Raw genomic sequence first — 16,926 nt, forward strand, 5'->3', positions numbered from 1 at the left:
TAGGCTGAGCGCCCTATGAGGGGATGAGCCGATGCGGCTTGCCATGCTCGCTCCGATCGCGTGGCGCACTCCGCCGCTGCACTACGGTCCCTGGGAATCGGTGACCAGCCTCCTCACCGAGGGCCTGGTGGCGCGCGGCGTCGAGGTGACCCTGTTCGCCACCCTCGACTCGGTGACCACCGCGACCCTCGACGGCGTCAGCCCGCACGGCTACGCCGAGGACCCGAGCATGGACGGCCGGGTGTGGGAGGCACTGCACGTCGCGCACGCCCTGGAGCGCTCGGGCGGCTTCGACCTCGTGCACAACCAGCTCGACTGGCTTCCCCTGGCGTTCGACCGGTTCGCCGGGTGCCCCATGGTCACCACGGTCCACGGCTTCTCGGGCGCGGGCATCCTGCCGGCCTACGGAAGGTCGCGCTCGGCGTTCGTGGCGATCTCCGAGTCCGACCGCAGCACCGAACTCGACTACGCGGCGACCATCCACCACGGCGTGGACCCGGCCGCGCTCGCGTTCCGCGCCACGCCGGGCGAGTATCTCGTGTCGTTCGGACGGATCCACCCGGACAAGGGCACCGCCGACGCCATCGCGATCGCCCGTGCCTGCCGGCGCCGCCTGGTGATCTGCGGGATCATCCAGGACGAGCGGTACTTCGCCGAGCGGGTGCGGCCGCACGTCGACGGCGACCGGGTGGTCTATCTCGGCTCGGTGGGCCGTGACCGGGCGGCCGAGGTGCTCGGCGGCGCCGCGGCGCTGCTGCATCCCATCCATTTCGACGAGCCGTTCGGCCTGTCGGTCGTCGAGTCGATGATGTGCGGGACCCCGGTGGTGGCCTATCGGCGCGGCTCGATGCCGGAGGTGGTCGACGAGGGTGTCACCGGGTTCCTCGTGGACGGCCCCGAGGCCGCGGTGCTCGCCGTCGGGGCCGCCGCGGGCCTGGACCGGCGTGCCGTGGCCGACCGGTCCCGGGCCCGTTTCGGCGCCGGCCGGATGGTCGACGCCTACCTGCGGCTGTACGAGAAGCTGCTCTCCTGATCAGGGGACCATCGCGTCCAGGGTCTCGTCGATCGACAGCCAGGCGACGCCGATGCGGGTGTCCGCGATCCCGAACGGCAGCCAGAGACGGCCCTCATAAGGGAACGCTCCACAGGAGTACACGACATTGGGCACGTACCCGTTCCGGTCGGCGGGGACGGGAGCGAGCAGCGGCCGTTCGAGCCGGGCCAGCAGCCGGGTCGGATCGTCCAGATCGAGCAGGATCGCCCCCATCCGGTAGACGCGCATCGGCCCGACCCCGTGGGTGAGCACGAGCCAGCCCCGCTCGGTCTCGATCGGCGGCCCGCAGTTCCCGATCTGCATCAGCTCCCAGGACTCCCGGGGACCCTGCACGATGACCGGTTCGTTCCACACCATGCCGTCCGCCGAACTGGACACGCCGGTGTTCTCGCCATCCGAGCGGCAGAGCGCCAGATGGCGCCCGCCGACGAGGCGGGGGAACAGCGCCATGCCCTTGTTGCGGGCGGCGTCCCCGGCCAGCCGGTGGGTGCGGAAGGTCCGGAGATCGGCGCTGATCAGCAGCCGGGGCGCGATCCGGCGCCCGTCGTAGGCCGTGTAGGTCGCCCGGTACTCGATCCTTCCGGCCGCGTCGGTGAACCGGGTGAACCGCGCGTCCTCCATCCCGTGCGCCTCCTCGGTCGCGGACGGCATGAGCACCCGCTGGGTCAGGCCCGTCTCGTCCCCGAACTCGACCATGTAGGCCGACGACACCAGCAGGCGCAGCAGGACGACGGTCGGCGCGGACCGGTCGAGGACGGACGGCCCGATCTCCGCCAGGGCACGTTCCAGATCGGCGCCGCCGAACAGGTCCGGCAGGCCTCCCAGGATCGTCTCGCCCAGCTCGTCGATGATCCCCTGGTCGTCCAGGAGCGAGCGCAGATGCTCCCGCCGCCACCGGGCCGGCGCCGCGACCCCGGCCGACAGCGGCAGGCCGCGCGGTTCGAAGGACCAGGACGGGCCCGGGCCGATCACCGCGGAGACGAACCCGATCGAGGAGATGTGCCCCTCGCCGATGCCGCGCACGCTGACGGCCACCCGTACCTGGCCGGGCGCGAGACCGCTCTGGTCCGGGTGCGTCATCGCGCTCGGATTGCACAGGGCGGCCGCCTCGGTCGCGTACTCGGCGGTGAAGGCCGCCCCCAGGACCAGGCGGCGGGCGGGCGTCAGGCCGGCGCGCGCGCCGATCTGGGCCAGGACCGCTTCCGCGTGACGGCCGAGGAGCCGCTCGTAGTCCGGATGCCGGTTCCCGAACTCGGCCGTCAGCTCCGTCGCCAGCCGCTCCACCTCGGCTTCGGCGAGGCCGAGGACGCGGTCGAGGATCTGCGCGACCCGTGACTCGCCGGCGGGCAGGAACAGGCGCGCGATCACCCGTGCCGGATCGGGGTCGAGCCGGTCCGGCAGCAGCCGGGTCGGTCCGGCCGTCAGGGCAGCCGGCGGACCTGCTGGGCCGTCGACAGCAGGGCCAGGGTGGACTCCGCCCCCTGGTTGAGATTGCATCCGTAGCGCTCCAGGCCGTCATATCCGCCGCCGGTGTCCGGATCGAACATCGGGGTCGAGCTGTCGTTCTCGCCGGTGAACCAGCGCCACGCGAGGTGGACTCCGTCCAGCCAGGCGGGGTCGTCGGTCGCCTCGTAGGCGGTGGCGCACGCGTCGGCGAGGGCCGCCGCCTCGATCGGCTGCTGGTCGAAGCCCGGGCCGCTCTCGTCCCGCCCGCGCCCGCCGACCGGTGTCAGCGACAGATGGCCGGGACGCGATTCGAGCCGCAGCAGGAAATCGAGGAGTTCCAGGCCCCGATCGAGCGCGTGCGCGTCGGGCAGGGCGATTCCGGCGAGGATCAGGGCCTCGGCGATGCTCGCGTTGCCGTAGGTGAGGCGCTCCTCCGGCCACGGCCAGGACCGGACCGGGCCGGCCGGTCCGACCATGCGCACCGTGTCGCGCAGCAGCGACCGCGCGCACGGCTCGTCGGGGCGTACCTCCAGCACCTCGGCCGCGCCGAGCGAGGCGTACACCATCGAGCGCAGATGCGGTGACCGCTGCCCGGCGGCGGTGCGGAAACCGATGATCGCGCGTGCCCGCATGCCGGGAGAGGGCGCGTACGCGGTCGCGGTGCCCAGCGCCCAGAGCGCACGGCCCCACCAGTCGCCGAGCCCCGGCTCGTCGCGCCAGCCGCCCGCGACGTCCATCCGGTTGCGGCAGGTCCCCTCGGGGGCGATCGCGGACAGGACGAACTCCAGATACCGGGGGATCAGCCCGGTGACGGCCGCGGGCCGGTCCGGCTCACGGCAGGCGACGACGAGCCCGCGGGCGACGTCGTCCACGCAGTAGCCGTGCTCCGGGCGGGGCGTGCTCAGCAGGGCGTGCTCGAAGATCCCGAGGCCGTCGCTGAGCCGCAGCAGATGGTCGAAGACGGGTGCGGCCATCATCCGCGCGCTCAAGCCGTGACCTCCGCGTTCATCAGCCTGCCCGCGAGCCTGCGGTACTGCTCGGCGACGACCGGCCAGGCCAGCATCGCCGAGGAGGCGGCGGCGACGTCGGCCATGCGCGCGGCGAGGCCGGGCCGGGTGATGACGGTGCGCAGGGCCTCGGCGAGCGCCACGGGATCGCGGTGCCCGACGAGCAGACCGGCCCCGTCGGCGAGCGCCTCCGCCGCGTGGGGGAAGCGGGTCGCCACGACGGGCTTGCCCGCCGCCAGAGCCTCGATCAGCACTCCCGAGGTGATCTGGTCGGTCGAGTCATAAGGGAGCAGCACGATGTCGGCGGAGTCCACCAGCGCGGAAAGCTCCGCCGGATCACGGTAACGGCTGTCGAAGGTGACGGTGTCGGCCACGCCGAGCCGGCGCGCCCGGTCACGGAGGCCGGACAGATAGGACTCGCCCTGGTGGAGCAGGACCTTGGGATGGGTCCGCCCGGCCACGAGGTAGAGCGGCATCGGGCGGAGATCGCGCAGCAGCGCCATCGCCTCGACGGCCCATTCGATCCCCTTGCCGGGACCGAACAGGCCCCAGGTGAGGATCGTCGCCTGCTCGCTGCGGAACGTGGGCGGCGACCCGGTCGGCGACCCCGGCCGCTCCGGTGCGCCGTGCGGGATGACGGTGACCTTCCGCGGGTCGACGGAGTAGCCGTCGACCAGCCGCCGGTGCGCGGTCGCGGTCATGACCACGATGGCGGTGGCCCGGACGGCGACCGCCTCCAGCACCTCGCGCTGGCGGGCCGTCGGCGCCGAGAGCACGGTGTGCAGGACCACCACGGCGGGGACCTTGAGGCCGTCCAGCAGATGCAGCACCTCGTCGCCGTCGCGCCCTCCGAACACTCCGTACTCGTGCTGGACGATGACGAGATCGCACTCGTGGAGCCGGTCGAGCGCCGCCCCCAGCCCCGCCCGGTCGCCCGCGATCCACTGGCTGACGACATGCGGTGAGTCCTGCGGTTCCCATCGTTCGAGGAGCCGGACCACACCGGCCTCGTCCGCGCCCGACCGGGTGAGCGCGCCGCGCAGCGAGTCGGTGAAGGTCGCCAGCCCACACTGGGTGGGCGGGAACGTGCTGACGAAACCGAACCGTGTACTCACGGCGGTGCCTTCCGATGGAAGCGGGTGAAGCCCGACAGTCACGGGGGCACCGGCGTCCAGCCAGAACCAGAACAGACGTCGTAACCGACGAGATACCGAGACGCACGCCGCCGGTGGGCGGACGCGGTACCTCCGAGGGTACGCCCTTCCCGGTCCGGTCGGCTCAGAGGAGACGGCGGACGGCCTGGAGGAGGCGGCGGGCCAGCGAGGGGGCGGGCGGGGTGGAGGGTTCGGGGACATGAAGGGGCGGGGACGCGGGTGGGGTGGCGGGCTTGGGGAGGGTGGGGGCGGGGGTGAAGGAGACCGGGAGGGAGGTGAGGGCTCGGTGGAAGGGGCCCGGGTGCCAGGTGAGGGAGGCCGGGGGGACGGAGAGGTGGAGGTCGGGGAGGCGGTCGAGGAGTTTCTCGATGGCGCTGGAGGCCATGACGCGGGCGTGGTTGCGGGCGGGGCAGGTGTGGGGGCCCGCGCCGAAGGCCAGGTGGGAGCGGTTGCCCACGCGGTGGTCGGTCTGTTTGGCGGGGTCGGTGTTGGCGGCCGCGAAGGAGATGACGACGGGCTGGTCGGGTGGGATCAGGTGGCCTTCGCGTTCGACCTCGTGGTCGGTGTAGGTCACGCCCATGTTGGGGATCGGGGGGTCGGTCCAGAGGACCTCGTCCAGGGCGTCCTCGACGGGGAGGCTGCCGTTGGACAGGTCGTCGGCGAAGCGGGCGTCCGAGAGCAGGAGGCGGAGGGCGTTGCCGATCAGGTAGCAGACCGGGGACGCGCCCTTGCCGATCAGCAGGCCGATCTGCTCGGTCAGCTCCTCGTCGGTGAGGCCGGCCGGGTGCGCGATCAGCCAGGAGGTGATGTCCGCGCCGGGCTGGGAGCGCTTGAGGGCGATCAGGTCGCGGCTGGCGCCGGTGAACATCGAGGCGGCCTGCTCGGCGTCGGAGAGGTCGCCCATGAGGATCATGGAGCGGAGGAAGCGGTCGCCGATCTCGGGCGGGCAGCCGAAGAGCTGGGTGAACACCATGAGGGGAAGCCGGGCGCCGTACTGGGCGGACAGGTCGGCCTCGCCGTCGGCGCAGAAGCGGTCGATGAGCTCGTCGGCGCTGCGCTCGACCCGGTCGCGCAGGGCGAAGACGTCGACCCGGTCGAAGCTGTCGGTGATGGTCTTGCGCAGGCGTGAGTGCACCGGGCCGTCGCTGAACAGGGCGCTGGCACGGTAGCCGAGGGCGGGCAGCATCGGGCAGCCGGGGGCGGCGGTCTTCTGCCAGCCGCGGGGGTCCTTGCGGAAGGTGAGGGGGTCCTTCAGCACGTCCAGGGCGGCGTCGTAGCCGAGCACGACGGTCGCGGGGACCCCCGGCGCCAGCTCGGCCGGGGCGTAACCGCCGTGGCGGGCGCGCAATTCCTCGTACACCGCCCGCGGGTCTGCGGCGAACCGGGCGTCGTACAGCTTGACGGGCGTGTCGTCGGTCATTCCGGGTCCTGTTCCAGGGAGATCAAGTGGTCGACCAGCGCGATCAGCGCCAGCACGGACGATTCGTGGTCACGCGCGTCGCACGCGACGAGCGGGGTCCGCGGCAGGAGGGCGAGCGCTTCGCGGACCTCGTCGAGCGGATAGGCGGGGGCGTCGTCGAACTGGTTGACCGCCACCGCGTAGGGCAGGCCGCGCTGTTCGAGCAGGTTCACCACGTCGAACGCCAGCTCCAGCCGCTCGGTGTCGACCAGCACGAGGGCGCCGAGCGCGCCGAGGGACAGGTCGTGCCAGAGCTGGGTGAACCGCCGCTGGCCGGGGGCGCCGAACAGGTAGAGGACGAGCTGGTCGCTGAGGGTCAGACGGCCGAAGTCCATCGCCACGGTCGTCGTGGTCTTGTCCTTGATGCCGGCGAGGTCGTCGATGAGCTCGCCGGCCTTCGTCATGTGCTCCTCGGTGCTCAGCGGCCGGATCTCCGAGAGCGTCCCGACGAGCGTCGTCTTGCCGACCGCGAAGTGCCCGACGATGAGGATCTTGACGGCGGTCTGCACCGACGCGTTGAGATAGAGCCCGTCAGAGGCGAGCGCGGAGCCCATTGAGCACCTCCTGGAGAAGAGCGGACGAGGGCCGCTGGGACGACGGGGCGCCGGAACGGGCGGCCAGATGCCCGCTGTCGATGAGGTCGGACAGGAGCACCTTGGTGACGCTGACCGGCAGCGCGAGATGGCCCGCGACCTCGGCGACCGACAGAGCGCCGCCCCGGCACAGCTCCATCACCCGCCGCTGCTCCGGTGTGAGCCCTGCCAGGGAGTGGCGGACGGCGCTGAGCAGGGTGACGAGACCGAGCACGTTGCGGCTCGGGTGGGCGCGTCCGCCGGTGACCACGTGCAGGCGCACGAGGGGGCGCTTGGGAGGGTTCATGGGGAGGCGTCGGTGGCCTGGCGCACCGGGCTCATCAGCTCCTTGCCCAGCCGCTGCACGACCTCCTGCAGCCGGTAGGAGACGTCCTCCATGTCGACCTGCGGGCTGGCCGACATCGCCAGGTAGGCGTTGGCGCCCGCGGCGACGAGGAAGACGTAACCGTCCTCGAACTCGGTGATGGTCTGGTGCCAGACCGTCTCGGGGTTCCCGCAGAACTCGGCCGTGCTCCGGGCGAGGGACTGCAGCCCCGACATCCCCGCGGCCTGACGTTCGGCGTCGTCGCGCGAGATGCCGTCGGAGTGCGCGATGAGGAGCCCGTCGGCCGACAGGAGGATCGCGTACCGGGTGTCCGGCATGCGCAGCGCGTCGTCCAGCATCCAGCCGAGCTTGTTGTTCGTGACCTCTGTCAACGCTGGTCCTTCTCTTCGGTTTCCGTCGGGGTGAGGGTCCGGCCCGATCGGGTGCCGCGCTGCCAGGCGCCCAGCCCCGCGGCCTTCCGCCGGGAGGGCGCCGCCGGCGCCGCGGACGAGGCGGGCTGCTCCCGGACGGCCTCGTCCGGGTCCTGCCGCTGCCGTCTGGGCAGGCCGCCCGTGGTCTGCGCCGGGGTCCGGACGGCCGGTTCCGCCCGCGGCGGACGCTCCTGCCGGACGACCGTGGTGAGCAGTTCCGACGGCAGGAACACCACCGCGCGGACGCCCCCGTAGGGCGAACGGCTGTCCACCGAGACGCGGAAGCCGTAGCGGGTGGCGAGCACCCCGACGGCGGCGAAGCCGACCTGGGGCGGGTCGCCGAGCCGGTGGATGTCGACGGACTGGCGGCCCTCCAGCAAGGCCTCCGCCCGCTGGAGTTCCTCGGCGTCCATCGAGACGCCCGCGTCGTCGATCATGATCGCCATGCCGTTGTGGGTGGGCTGGAAGTTCACCTCGACGGTCGTGCTGGGCTGGGAGTGACGCGCGGCGTTGTCGAGGAGTTCGGCGACGGCCAGGACCACCGGCTCCACCGCCCGGCTGACGATCGCCACGTTCGGCTCCGCGTAGATCTTGATGCGCAGGTAGTCGCGGATCCGGGAGGTCGCGCCGCGGACGACGTCGCTCAGCGAGGACGCCTGCCGCTGGGTGCCCGGCCACGATCCGCACAGCACCGCGGTGGCCTGGACCCGGCGGCCGAGCTGGGCGTTCATGTGGTCGATCCGCAGCAGGTCCTCCAGCGCGTCCGGATCGTCGTGCCGTTCCTGCATCGCGGTGATGGCCACCTGCTGCTCGTTGGCCAGGCTCTGCACGGTGCGCATCATCGCGCGGAGGGTGGCCTTGGCCGACCGGTCGGCGTGGGCCCTGGCCCCCTCGGCTGAGCTGGCGAACAGCTCGGTGACGGCGTCGAGGTCGCGGGCGAAACCGGTGCCGCCGAGCGGTCCGCCGCGCCAGAGGGCGTCCACCGGTTCCCCGGAACCGCGCGCCTGGGGCAGCGTGACCGTGACGAGATGCCGCAGCCACTCGTCACGGGCCGAGCCCTCGCCCTCCAGCCGCGCGGCGTACCTGCGCTGGCGGACCAGCAGCAGGGAGACGGCGAAGAAGGCGATGCTCACGCAGACGAACGCGACGAGCGTCAGGGAGTACTCCATCAGACGGATCCCGAACGTGAGGAGGGAGGGGACTCAGGCCCTGCCATACGGCCTGTGAACTGGGACACACCAGGAATTAGAGACGGTAGGTCCGGGCCGTCGAACCCACTTGCGCCCACGCGCAGAGAACTTCACTCCGGGCGCATTGACCGATCCGCCGTTTCGTTCGCCTCGCTTGTATTAATATGCCGGGATTATTGCGAGGAGCCCGTTCGAAAGAATGATCATTCATCGGAGTAGTGCCGACTACCAGCTCACCGAATTGCGGTCGGCCGCGATCGCCGTTCTGAACACGTCCGATGGCATCCGGCCCCTCCCCGGCGGCTACGGGTTCCTCGTCCCGCTCGAGGGCGAGATGACCGCGCGGAAGACCGCGCTGCGGCCCGGAAGCGGCACCCTGGTCACTCTCGCCGAGCCGCTGGAGCTCAGCCGCGCCCGCGGCCTCCTCCTGGCCATCCCCGGCCGCCAGATGGACGGCCCCTCCGGACGGCGCCGGCCCTTGGGCGTCCGGCTCGACCTGCGCACCGGGCTCGGCAGGATCGTCGCCGACCTGCTGAAGAGCCTGGCCCGCGAGGGCGACGCCCTGACGATCCCCCAGTTCGACGCCTCCTGCGACCACCTGACCGAGCTGCTGCGGATGCTCACCGCGGGAACCGCCCGCCCCGCCGCGCCCGCTCCCCTGGCCGAGGTGGCGGGACTCGTCCGCCGCTACGTCCGTGCCCACGCCGCCGACCCCGACCTGACCGGCGCCTCGATCGCCCAGGATCTCGGCTGGTCGCTCCGCCAGATCCAGCTCGCCCTCCAGCAGGACGGCGCCACTCCCCGGGGGCTCATCCGCGAGGAGCATCTCCGGCTCGCCCGCCGCCTCCTCCAGGATCCCGCCTACGCCCATCTCCCCATCACCGAGCTGGCCTACGCCTCGGGCTTCTCCTCCCCCAGCGCCTTCAGCACGGCCTTCCGCCATCGCTACAACACCACTCCCCGCGAGATCCGCCGCCTCGCCACCGGGAAATGAAAGAGGGAGTAATAAGGGCGAACCGGATATGCGAACTTTCTAGGCACTTTCGGCGTCACAGGGGCGAGTTGACGACGATCAGGAGGTTCTGAATGAAGCGTGCGACCCTTTACGGGGCGGCCGCCGTTCTGGCGGCCGTTCCGTTCGCGGCGGTTCCGGCCCATGCCGAGCAGGCTCCGCCCTCGGTGGTGGTCACCGAGGGCGGGATCCTGCACGTGGGAGAGAAGGTCCATGTTCACGGGGCGGACTTCGCGGCCAACGCCCGGGTCCGGTTCACGGTCTGCGGCGGGCTCGGGTGCACCGCCTCCACCAGGACGTCCGTGCGCCGTGCCGGGAGCGACGGAAGCTTCGACGGGACCGTCGTGCTCCAGGGGGTGCCCGACGGCCTCGGCGCGACCACCGCGGTCGTCGTCCAGACCTACGACCCCGCCACCGGAACCTGGATCGACGGGCCCGCCGGGGAGAAGTTCATCCTCCGCTACCTCGCCGAGCCCGCCGGGGTCGTCCCGCCGCCGCGCCTGGTGCCGCCGGACGGCACGGTCGTGATCAAGGGGGCCTTCAAGTACCTCGACGCGAACCTCAGGAAGGTCCCCTACCGGGGCCCCGTGGTCATGTACAACCCGCTCTACGAGGACACCGTCGACTCTGGCGTCACCGACCGGCGCGGACGGTTCGAACTCTCGGCCCCCGTCACCGGAACGCCGCAGGTGCCCCCCACCGGCCTTCAGACATGGTGGGTGGAGACCGACGAGCAGACCATCGACGGCACGACCGCGAAGTACGTGACCGAGACCGAGTCCTAGGGGCCGGATCTCAGAGGGGAAGAACGCGCAGCCGCCGGTCGGCGGGGCCGCCGCCTCCGGCGATGACGACGGGGCCGCCGCCGACCTCGGCCATCGCCAGGGCGGTGGGCGCGAGGGGCCCGATCGGGACGGTCCTCAGCTCGCCGCCGGTGGCCAGATCGCGGACGACCAGCGCACCCCCGATCGGGCCGGTCACCACCACCGGGCGGCCCTCCAGGGCGCCGACGGCCAGGGCCGGGCCCCCGGTGGCCGACTGCGGCACGGGGACGTCGACGATGCGCCGGCCGCGCGTCAGATCCCAGAACAGGACGCCCCTGTCATGGCTGACGACCGCGATCGTCCGGCCGCCGGCCCTGCCCACGCGCAGCTCGCGGGAGTAGGCGGGGGCCTTGATCGTCCTCAGGACGTCGAGCGAACCCGCGTCCAGGACGCGGACGCGGTTCCCCCCGTCCCTCTCCTCCAGCGAGACGACGACGGCCCGGCCGTCCACCGTCGTGGTCTGGAGGCCCTCGACGTAGTGGGTGGGAACGTCCAGGCCGGGCAGCGCACGGCCCTCCTTGAGGTCGGCGCGTTCGATGCCGCGGGGATCAGAGGAGATCGTGCCGCGGACGCCGCTGTGGTAGATGGCGCGGGAGTCCATCGCCACCGCCCGGGTAGCGCGGCCGAACAGCCTCTTCAGGACCTCTTCGCCGGTCGCCAGGTCGAAGGCGCAGAGAGCGGTGCCGAGGCTGCCCAGGCCGAACCGGCCCCGGTCGCCCGCGGTGACGCCCGCCACCGCGATCGGCCGGCCGCGCAGGGAACCGGTCGTGATCACGCGGATGTCGTCGGCGTACCGCACGTGCTGCACCTGCGTCCTCGTGGTCAGGTCCCAGACGCGCAGGGCGTCGTCATAGCCGCCCGACACCGCGACGGGGCGGCCCTTCAGGGTGGTCACCGCGACGGCCAGCACCGCCTCATCGTGGCCCAGCAGCGGCAGGCCCGGGAGCGGCGTCTTCTTCTCCGGCGCGTCGCCTCCGGTGACCCCGCGCAGCGCCCCCGACAGCCACGACGCGGCCAGGAGCATCGGCACCAGAACCGCGGCCGCGACCACGGATGTCCTGGCCAGGGGGCGGGGTCCGCCCTTGGGCCGCAGGTCGGAGGCGACCCTGACCCGGCGTTCGGGGGCGATGGCCGCCTGCCGCACGACCTTCCCCGCGGGGACGCTGTCGCGGGTGAGGGCGTCGACCAGTTCGGCCGCGGTCGGGCGGTCGGCGGGGTCCTTGGAGAAGGCCCTCCGCACCAGGCCGGGCAGGACGCCGGGCAGGGCGGGCAGCACCGGGTCCTCGCCCAGGATCCGCTCGCGCATCCCGGCACCGGACCCGAACGGCGGCAGGCCGGTCGCCGCGTACACGACCACGCCCGCCCAGGCGAACACGTCCGCGGCCTTGGTCAGCTCCGGGCCTGCGAGGAACTGCTCGGGGGCCATGTAGGCGGGGGTGCCGATGAGCCCGCCGACCTTGGTCAACCGGGTCTCGGCGTCGTCGATCCGGGCGATCCCGAAGTCGATGACGCGGGGGCCGGCGGGCGACAGGATGATGTTCGGCGGCTTCAGGTCCCGGTGCAGCACCCCGCAGCCGTGCACGGCCCGCAGGGCGACGGCCACTCCGGTGGCCAGGGAGACGAGCGCGTCCCCGCGCACCGGCCCCTCCTCCAGGACGCGCACGTCCAGGGTCGGGCCGCTGATGAGCTCGGTGGCGATGTAGGGCGGGTCGCCGTCGAGGTCGGCGCCGAGCACCGCCGCGGTGCACGAGCGCGGAACCCGTCCGGCGGCGGCGGCCTCGCGGCGCAGCCTGGCCCGCAGCGCCGGTTCGGCCGCCCACTCGGGACGGATCACCTTGACCGCGGCCAGGCGGCCCGTCCCCGGCTCGACCGCCGCGTAGACCACTCCCATTCCGCCGGACCCGAGCAGCCGCTCGACCCGGTACGGACCGATCATCCGCGGCCGCTCGCCCACATGTCCCCCTCCGCCACCCCGATCGTGCCCCACTTCACGATCATCGGCACAGGCCCAATGAGCTCGCCGCGTCCTCGAGGCGCGTGTCCGGCCGGGGTCGTGAAGTGGCAGGTCAGCGAGGCTGACAAATGTAAGGGCGGGTGCCTGACAGGCTGACAACAGCGGTCTTCTTGTGGATTCTCAGGCGTTCCGTGACGGTTTGGGCATCGCCGGCACCCGCCGGCACAGGAGGAGAACGATGAAGTTGCCCTACCGTGCCGCCGGCCTCGTCACGGCCGTCCTGCTCGCTTCGCTGACCGGGATCCAGGGGGTCGCGGCGGCGCCGAAGGCCGCCGCGGCCCTGCCGGGCGTCGACATGGAGGCCACGCTCAAGGCGGCACAGATCGACCCGCGGCGGGCCGACAGCACCCTGACCCCGGGCGCCAAGGCCAGCGTGCTGCTCGTCGAGGAGGCGCTGCGCGACCTGGCGCTGCTCGACCCGAAGTGGGTGGACGGCTACTTCGGCACCACGACGATCGCCGCCTACGCCAAGTACCAGCAGTCGCTCGGCTACACCGGCATCGACGCCAGCGGCCTGCCGGGCAGGACCTCCCTCACCAAGCTCGGCACCGGCCGCTTCACCGTCACCCGCGTCGTGGTGGCGGGCGCCCGGGTGAGCGTCGGCGACGCCGTCGTCAACACCCGCACCCGCGCCATGCTCGACGAGGCCGAGCGGCTGCTCGGCCGCGACCTCGTCCTGGACCAGGGCTCCTACAACCCCGGGGGCGACCCGACGTCCGCCGGCACCCACGACGGCGGCGGGGTCGTCGACGTCAACGTCGACGGCATGAGCGCCGCGACCCGCACCTCGGTCGCGCGGGCGCTGCGCCGGGTCGGCTTCGCCGCCTGGGTCCGCAGCCCCGAGCAGGCCGACTGGCCGTGGCACATCCACGCCGCCGCGATCAGCGACCCCGATCTCGCGGCCCAGGCCCAGCACCAGACCGGCGACTACTACCTCGGTCTCAACGGCCTCGCCGGCCGCGGCCCCGACGACGGGCCGAAGGTGACCATCCGCACCTGGGAGGAGTACCAGCGCATTTGATCGTCCGCATCACGAGCACCGCTGACCGTTTAGGGAGAACAGCATGAAAACGCTCACCACGATCCTCACCGCCAGCACCGCCGTCTTCGCGCTCGGCGGGGCCCTCCTCGCCACCGGAACCCCCGCCTCCGCCGCCGCCAGGGACGGCGTCTGCGACAGCGGCGAGTTCTGCTACTACTACAACAGCGACAACGCCGGATCCCTGTCCGACTTCACCGGATCACTCAGCGACTACGGCACCGAGCAGCCCTCCTGCTACGACTTCAAGGGCACGGGCGCCGGCAAGGGCCTGTGCATCAAGAACGAGGCGGCCTCGGTCTGGAACCGCAGCTCCAAGACCGTCCGGGTCTACTACAACAGCGGCTACGCCGGCAGCTACCAGGACTTCGCCGCCGGAGCCAAGGGCAACCTGAACGCCACCCTCAAGAACCAGAACGCCTCGCACCAGTTCCTGAGCTCGCCGTCCACGAACCTGTCGTACGCGCTCTACGACGCCGGCGGCGGCTCGATCACCTGCGGGTTCGACGGCTACACCACCACCTCCGGACGTCACGAGGGCATCGACATCGCCCGCAGCGTCGGCTCGGACGTCCATGCCCTGGTCAGCGGCGAGGTCACCCGGGTGGCACGCGGCTCCACCGGCAGCGGCGGGCTCTCCACCATCGCCATCTACAACGCCACGGCGAACAAGACCGTCATCTACCTGCACACCGCTCCGCGCTCCACCCTGGCCGCGGGCCAGACGGTCAGCCGCGGGCAGATCATCGCCGACGAGTCCTGGCACGGAGTGTCGTCGAGCGGATCCGCGCACACCCACGTCGAGATGCGTCCTGGACGGCAGACGTACGCGTCCGTGAGCGTCGGCGACCCCGTCCTCGACAACCCGAACCCGGCCTCGTTCTGGGTCGGCCAGGGTTACACCGTCCGCTAGCGCCCGGCCGAGGGAAAGGACGACTGTGTCACGACGAATCGCACGGCCGATCTCCCGGTTCCTCGCGGCGGCCGCCGCGACGGTGCTCGGCGGGACGATCCTGGCCACCGCGTCTCCCGCCTCCGCCGCCGCCAGGGACGGCGTCTGCGACAGCGGCGAGTTCTGCTACTACTACAACAGCGACAACGCCGGATCGCTCTCCGACTTCACCGGATCACTCAGCGACTACGGCACCGAGCAGCCCTCCTGCTACGACTTCAAGGGCGCAGGCGCCGGCAAGGGCCTCTGCGTCAAGAACGAGGCCGCGTCCGTCTGGAACCGCAGCGGCCAGACCGTCCGGGTCTACTACAACAGCGGCTACGCCGGCAGCTACCAGGACTTCGCCGCCGGAGCCAAGGGCAACCTGAACTCCACCCTCAAGAACCAGAACGCCTCGCACCAGTTCATCACCGGATCCACCGGGTGCAAGACCGACGGATCCGACACCAGGCTGCCGACCTCGATCCTCGTCTACCGGGTGTCCCTCAACCGGGTGGACCGGGTGGCGTTCAAGACCTACGTCCAGAACGTCCTGCCCAACGAGTGGGTGCCGAGCTGGCCCGCCGAGTCCCTGAAGGCCGGGGCGATGGCGGTCAAGAGCTTCGGCTGGTACTGGGCGCTCACCTCGACCCGCAAGACGTCGGGCGGCCAGTGCTACGACGTCACCGACACCACGTCGAGCCAGGTCTACCGGCCCGGCACCGCGACGACCGCGACCAACTCCGCGATCGACGCCACCTGGAACACCCGGATGACCCGCGGCGGATCCATCCTCGAGGCCCACTACTGCTCCACGACGACCGCCTGCGGCGGCTGGGTCACCGGCGACTGGATGTCCCAGTACGGCTCGCGTGACAAGGCGAACGCGGGCTCCGGCTACGCCGCCATCCTCAAGTCCTACTACTCCGGGATCGTCCTCACCTCCTCGTGAGCCGTTCCCCTTCCCCCGGTTCCCCGCCGCGCCACCCCGCGGCGGGGAACCGTCCCGCTTTCACGCCCGCCGGAGGATCAGGGGCCCTCCGGCGGGCGTGACGGCCGGACGGCGGCGGGTCTCGGCGGGGCCGTCCCGGCTCTCCTCCCCTGAACCGGCGCCGGGAGTTACCGTGGAGTGGTGGCGCGATTCCCCCCGAGGCGGCAGGTGCTGGCGTGGAGCGCGGCGCTGCCGCTGGCCGGATGCGCGCGGAGGACGGAGCCGAGCGCCGGCGGAATCGTCACGATCACCTGGTACGCGAGCTCGATGACGAGCAGCCACACCGATCCGCGGCAGTCCCTCATCGACGCCTTCCAGAAGGCCCATCCACGGATCCGGGTGAAGCTGGTGTCGGCGCCCACCAGCACGGACGAGGACCAGGAGCAGCTGCGGTACGCCATCCCGCGCGACCTCGGCCCCGACGTCTACCTCGGGGACGTCGTCTGGCCCGCGGACTTCGCGAAGGAGCGGCTCGCCCTCGCGCTGGACGACCATCTGCCGGAGGACTTCTGGGATCGGTTCGACCCTGAGCTCGTCGCCGCGGCCCGTTCCCGGAACCGGACCTACGCGGTGCCGTTCTACGTCAACCAGGCCGTCCTGCTCTACCGCCGCGATCTGGTCCCCACGCCGCCGGACACCTGGGAGGAACTGGCCGCGCAGGCGGACGGCCTGGTGACCGCCGGGCGGGTCAAGCACGGATTCGTGTGGCAGGGCGACAGATACGAGGGGCTGACCTGCGTCTGGACGGAGTTCTCCCGCGACGCCGGAGCCGAGGACGGACTGCGGATCTCCACCGAGCCCTCCGTCGCCGCGCTCACGTTCATGCGGAGCCTGCTCACCTCTGGAGCCTCGCCCGCCGCGGTCACCGGCTTCCGGGAGCCGCAGGCCCTCCAGAGCTTCGAGGCGGGAGAGGCCGCGTTCCTCCGCTCCTGGGACTCCGCCTACCTGAGCCTCGCGCAGACGGCCGCCGCCGGGACGCTCGGCGTGGCGTCGCTGCCGTCCTTCGCCGGCAGGGTGCGGCCGGGGGCGTCGACCATCGGCGGCTGGAGCCTGTACGTCAATCCGCGCACCCGGCATCTTCCCGAGGTCCTGACGTTCCTGCGGTGGATGACCGGCGTGCCCGCCCAGTACACGATCGCCCAGTACTCGATCATCCCCACCAACGAGATCGTCCGGGCGGATCCGCTGGTCGGCGACAGCCCCGGGATCAAGGCGTCCGTCCAGGCGCGACCGGTGAGCCGCCCGTCGGGCCGGACCGGCTACCTGGACCTCAGCACCGTCATCTTCACCGCCGTGCACCGGGCGCTGACCGGCGAGGCCGAGCCGAGGGCCGCCCTGACCGAGGCCCAGCGCACGATCGACCGGCTCACCGGCTAGGGGCTGTTTCAAAGTCAACTGCCCTACTGCGCGGCGTCCAGGCACGCACCTCGCGAGGTTGTCGTCGGTCGCCGACCCAACCAGGTCGACTCCCTCCTCC

At 72.1% G+C, this 16,926-nt stretch carries 16 protein-coding genes; 7 read left to right on the top strand and 9 right to left on the bottom strand.

What is annotated here, in order from left to right; all coding sequences use genetic code 11:
• Positions 1–31: 31 nt before the first annotated feature.
• On the top strand, positions 32–1,033 hold the full coding sequence (locus tag ABD785_RS37750; RefSeq protein ID WP_344838633.1) for a glycosyltransferase family 4 protein: 1,002 nt from the start codon (positions 32–34) through the stop codon (positions 1,031–1,033).
• Here the strand turns inward: ABD785_RS37750 and ABD785_RS37755 are convergent, their stop codons facing one another.
• The 8 genes from ABD785_RS37755 to ABD785_RS37790 all read right to left on the bottom strand — a co-directional run bounded on the left by ABD785_RS37755 (position 1,034) and on the right by ABD785_RS37790 (position 8,617).
• Positions 1,034–2,422 carry a glycoside hydrolase family 130 protein gene (locus ABD785_RS37755; protein ID WP_344838636.1) on the bottom strand — a complete coding sequence of 463 codons (1,389 nt, stop codon included), beginning with the start codon at positions 2,420–2,422 and terminating at the stop codon, positions 1,034–1,036. It abuts the gene before it with no gap.
• Between the two features lie 53 nt (positions 2,423–2,475).
• Positions 2,476–3,489, bottom strand: coding sequence for a glycosyltransferase (locus ABD785_RS37760; RefSeq protein WP_344838638.1), 1,014 nt, complete (start codon positions 3,487–3,489; stop codon positions 2,476–2,478).
• On the bottom strand, positions 3,486–4,622 hold the full coding sequence (locus ABD785_RS37765) for a glycosyltransferase (RefSeq protein WP_344838641.1): 1,137 nt from the start codon (positions 4,620–4,622) through the stop codon (positions 3,486–3,488). Before ABD785_RS37765 ends, ABD785_RS37760 begins: the two co-directional genes overlap by 4 nt.
• A gap of 163 nt (positions 4,623–4,785) precedes the next feature.
• Positions 4,786–6,081, bottom strand: a complete 1,296-nt coding sequence (locus ABD785_RS37770) for a cytochrome P450 family protein (protein ID WP_344838644.1) — start codon at positions 6,079–6,081, stop codon at positions 4,786–4,788.
• Positions 6,078–6,674, bottom strand: coding sequence for a GTP-binding protein (locus tag ABD785_RS37775; protein WP_344838647.1), 597 nt, complete (start codon positions 6,672–6,674; stop codon positions 6,078–6,080). Before ABD785_RS37775 ends, ABD785_RS37770 begins: the two co-directional genes overlap by 4 nt.
• A complete protein-coding gene (locus ABD785_RS37780; protein WP_344838651.1) occupies positions 6,652–6,999 on the bottom strand; it encodes a DUF742 domain-containing protein in 348 nt (115 codons plus the stop codon). The genes ABD785_RS37775 and ABD785_RS37780 overlap by 23 nt, the downstream gene beginning before the upstream one ends.
• Positions 6,996–7,409, bottom strand: a complete 414-nt coding sequence (locus ABD785_RS37785; RefSeq protein ID WP_344838652.1) for a roadblock/LC7 domain-containing protein — start codon at positions 7,407–7,409, stop codon at positions 6,996–6,998. The genes ABD785_RS37780 and ABD785_RS37785 overlap by 4 nt, the downstream gene beginning before the upstream one ends.
• Positions 7,406–8,617 carry an ATP-binding protein gene (locus ABD785_RS37790; protein ID WP_344838655.1) on the bottom strand — a complete coding sequence of 404 codons (1,212 nt, stop codon included), beginning with the start codon at positions 8,615–8,617 and terminating at the stop codon, positions 7,406–7,408. Before ABD785_RS37790 ends, ABD785_RS37785 begins: the two co-directional genes overlap by 4 nt.
• Before the next feature lie 220 nt (positions 8,618–8,837).
• Here ABD785_RS37790 and ABD785_RS37795 point away from each other — a divergent pair, with 220 nt between their 5' ends.
• Positions 8,838–9,632, top strand: coding sequence for an AraC family transcriptional regulator (locus ABD785_RS37795; RefSeq protein WP_344838658.1), 795 nt, complete (start codon positions 8,838–8,840; stop codon positions 9,630–9,632).
• A 92-nt stretch (positions 9,633–9,724) separates the two neighbouring features.
• On the top strand, positions 9,725–10,435 hold the full coding sequence (locus tag ABD785_RS37800) for a hypothetical protein (RefSeq protein WP_344838661.1): 711 nt from the start codon (positions 9,725–9,727) through the stop codon (positions 10,433–10,435).
• 10 nt (positions 10,436–10,445) lie between these two features.
• Here the strand turns inward: ABD785_RS37800 and ABD785_RS37805 are convergent, their stop codons facing one another.
• Entirely contained in the window at positions 10,446–12,428 is a 1,983-nt protein-coding gene (locus tag ABD785_RS37805) for a WD40 repeat domain-containing serine/threonine protein kinase (RefSeq protein WP_344838664.1), read from the bottom strand.
• Between the two features lie 238 nt (positions 12,429–12,666).
• Between ABD785_RS37805 and ABD785_RS37810 the strand changes: the two genes are divergently transcribed.
• From ABD785_RS37810 to ABD785_RS37825, 4 genes are all read left to right on the top strand, one after another.
• Entirely contained in the window at positions 12,667–13,509 is an 843-nt protein-coding gene (locus ABD785_RS37810) for a peptidoglycan-binding domain-containing protein (protein ID WP_344838665.1), read from the top strand.
• Positions 13,510–13,552: 43 nt separating this feature from the next.
• On the top strand, positions 13,553–14,440 hold the full coding sequence (locus ABD785_RS37815) for a peptidase inhibitor family I36 protein (RefSeq protein WP_344838668.1): 888 nt from the start codon (positions 13,553–13,555) through the stop codon (positions 14,438–14,440).
• A gap of 25 nt (positions 14,441–14,465) precedes the next feature.
• Complete coding sequence (locus ABD785_RS37820) at positions 14,466–15,410, top strand: SpoIID/LytB domain-containing protein (protein WP_344838671.1); 945 nt, start codon at positions 14,466–14,468, stop codon at positions 15,408–15,410.
• 180 nt (positions 15,411–15,590) lie between these two features.
• Complete coding sequence (locus tag ABD785_RS37825) at positions 15,591–16,826, top strand: extracellular solute-binding protein (RefSeq protein WP_344838673.1); 1,236 nt, start codon at positions 15,591–15,593, stop codon at positions 16,824–16,826.
• Positions 16,827–16,926 lie beyond the last annotated feature (100 nt).

It is taken from the genome of Actinocorallia longicatena (assembly GCF_039534125.1).
Lineage (GTDB): Bacteria > Actinomycetota > Actinomycetes > Streptosporangiales > Streptosporangiaceae > Actinocorallia > Actinocorallia longicatena.

Excerpts from the sequence above, each read along its gene's own strand:
- ABD785_RS37770 (WP_344838644.1), bottom strand. The coding sequence starts at position 6,081 with ATGACCGACGACACGCCCGTCAAGCTGTACGACGCCCGGTTCGCCGCA.
- ABD785_RS37810 (WP_344838665.1), top strand. The coding sequence starts at position 12,667 with ATGAAGTTGCCCTACCGTGCCGCCGGCCTCGTCACGGCCGTCCTGCTC.
- ABD785_RS37815 (WP_344838668.1), top strand. The coding sequence starts at position 13,553 with ATGAAAACGCTCACCACGATCCTCACCGCCAGCACCGCCGTCTTCGCG.
- ABD785_RS37775 (WP_344838647.1), bottom strand. The coding sequence starts at position 6,674 with ATGGGCTCCGCGCTCGCCTCTGACGGGCTCTATCTCAACGCGTCGGTG.
- ABD785_RS37750 (WP_344838633.1), top strand. The coding sequence starts at position 32 with ATGCGGCTTGCCATGCTCGCTCCGATCGCGTGGCGCACTCCGCCGCTG.
- ABD785_RS37800 (WP_344838661.1), top strand. The coding sequence starts at position 9,725 with ATGAAGCGTGCGACCCTTTACGGGGCGGCCGCCGTTCTGGCGGCCGTT.
- ABD785_RS37790 (WP_344838655.1), bottom strand. The coding sequence starts at position 8,617 with ATGGAGTACTCCCTGACGCTCGTCGCGTTCGTCTGCGTGAGCATCGCC.
- ABD785_RS37795 (WP_344838658.1), top strand. The coding sequence starts at position 8,838 with ATGATCATTCATCGGAGTAGTGCCGACTACCAGCTCACCGAATTGCGG.
- ABD785_RS37780 (WP_344838651.1), bottom strand. The coding sequence starts at position 6,999 with ATGAACCCTCCCAAGCGCCCCCTCGTGCGCCTGCACGTGGTCACCGGC.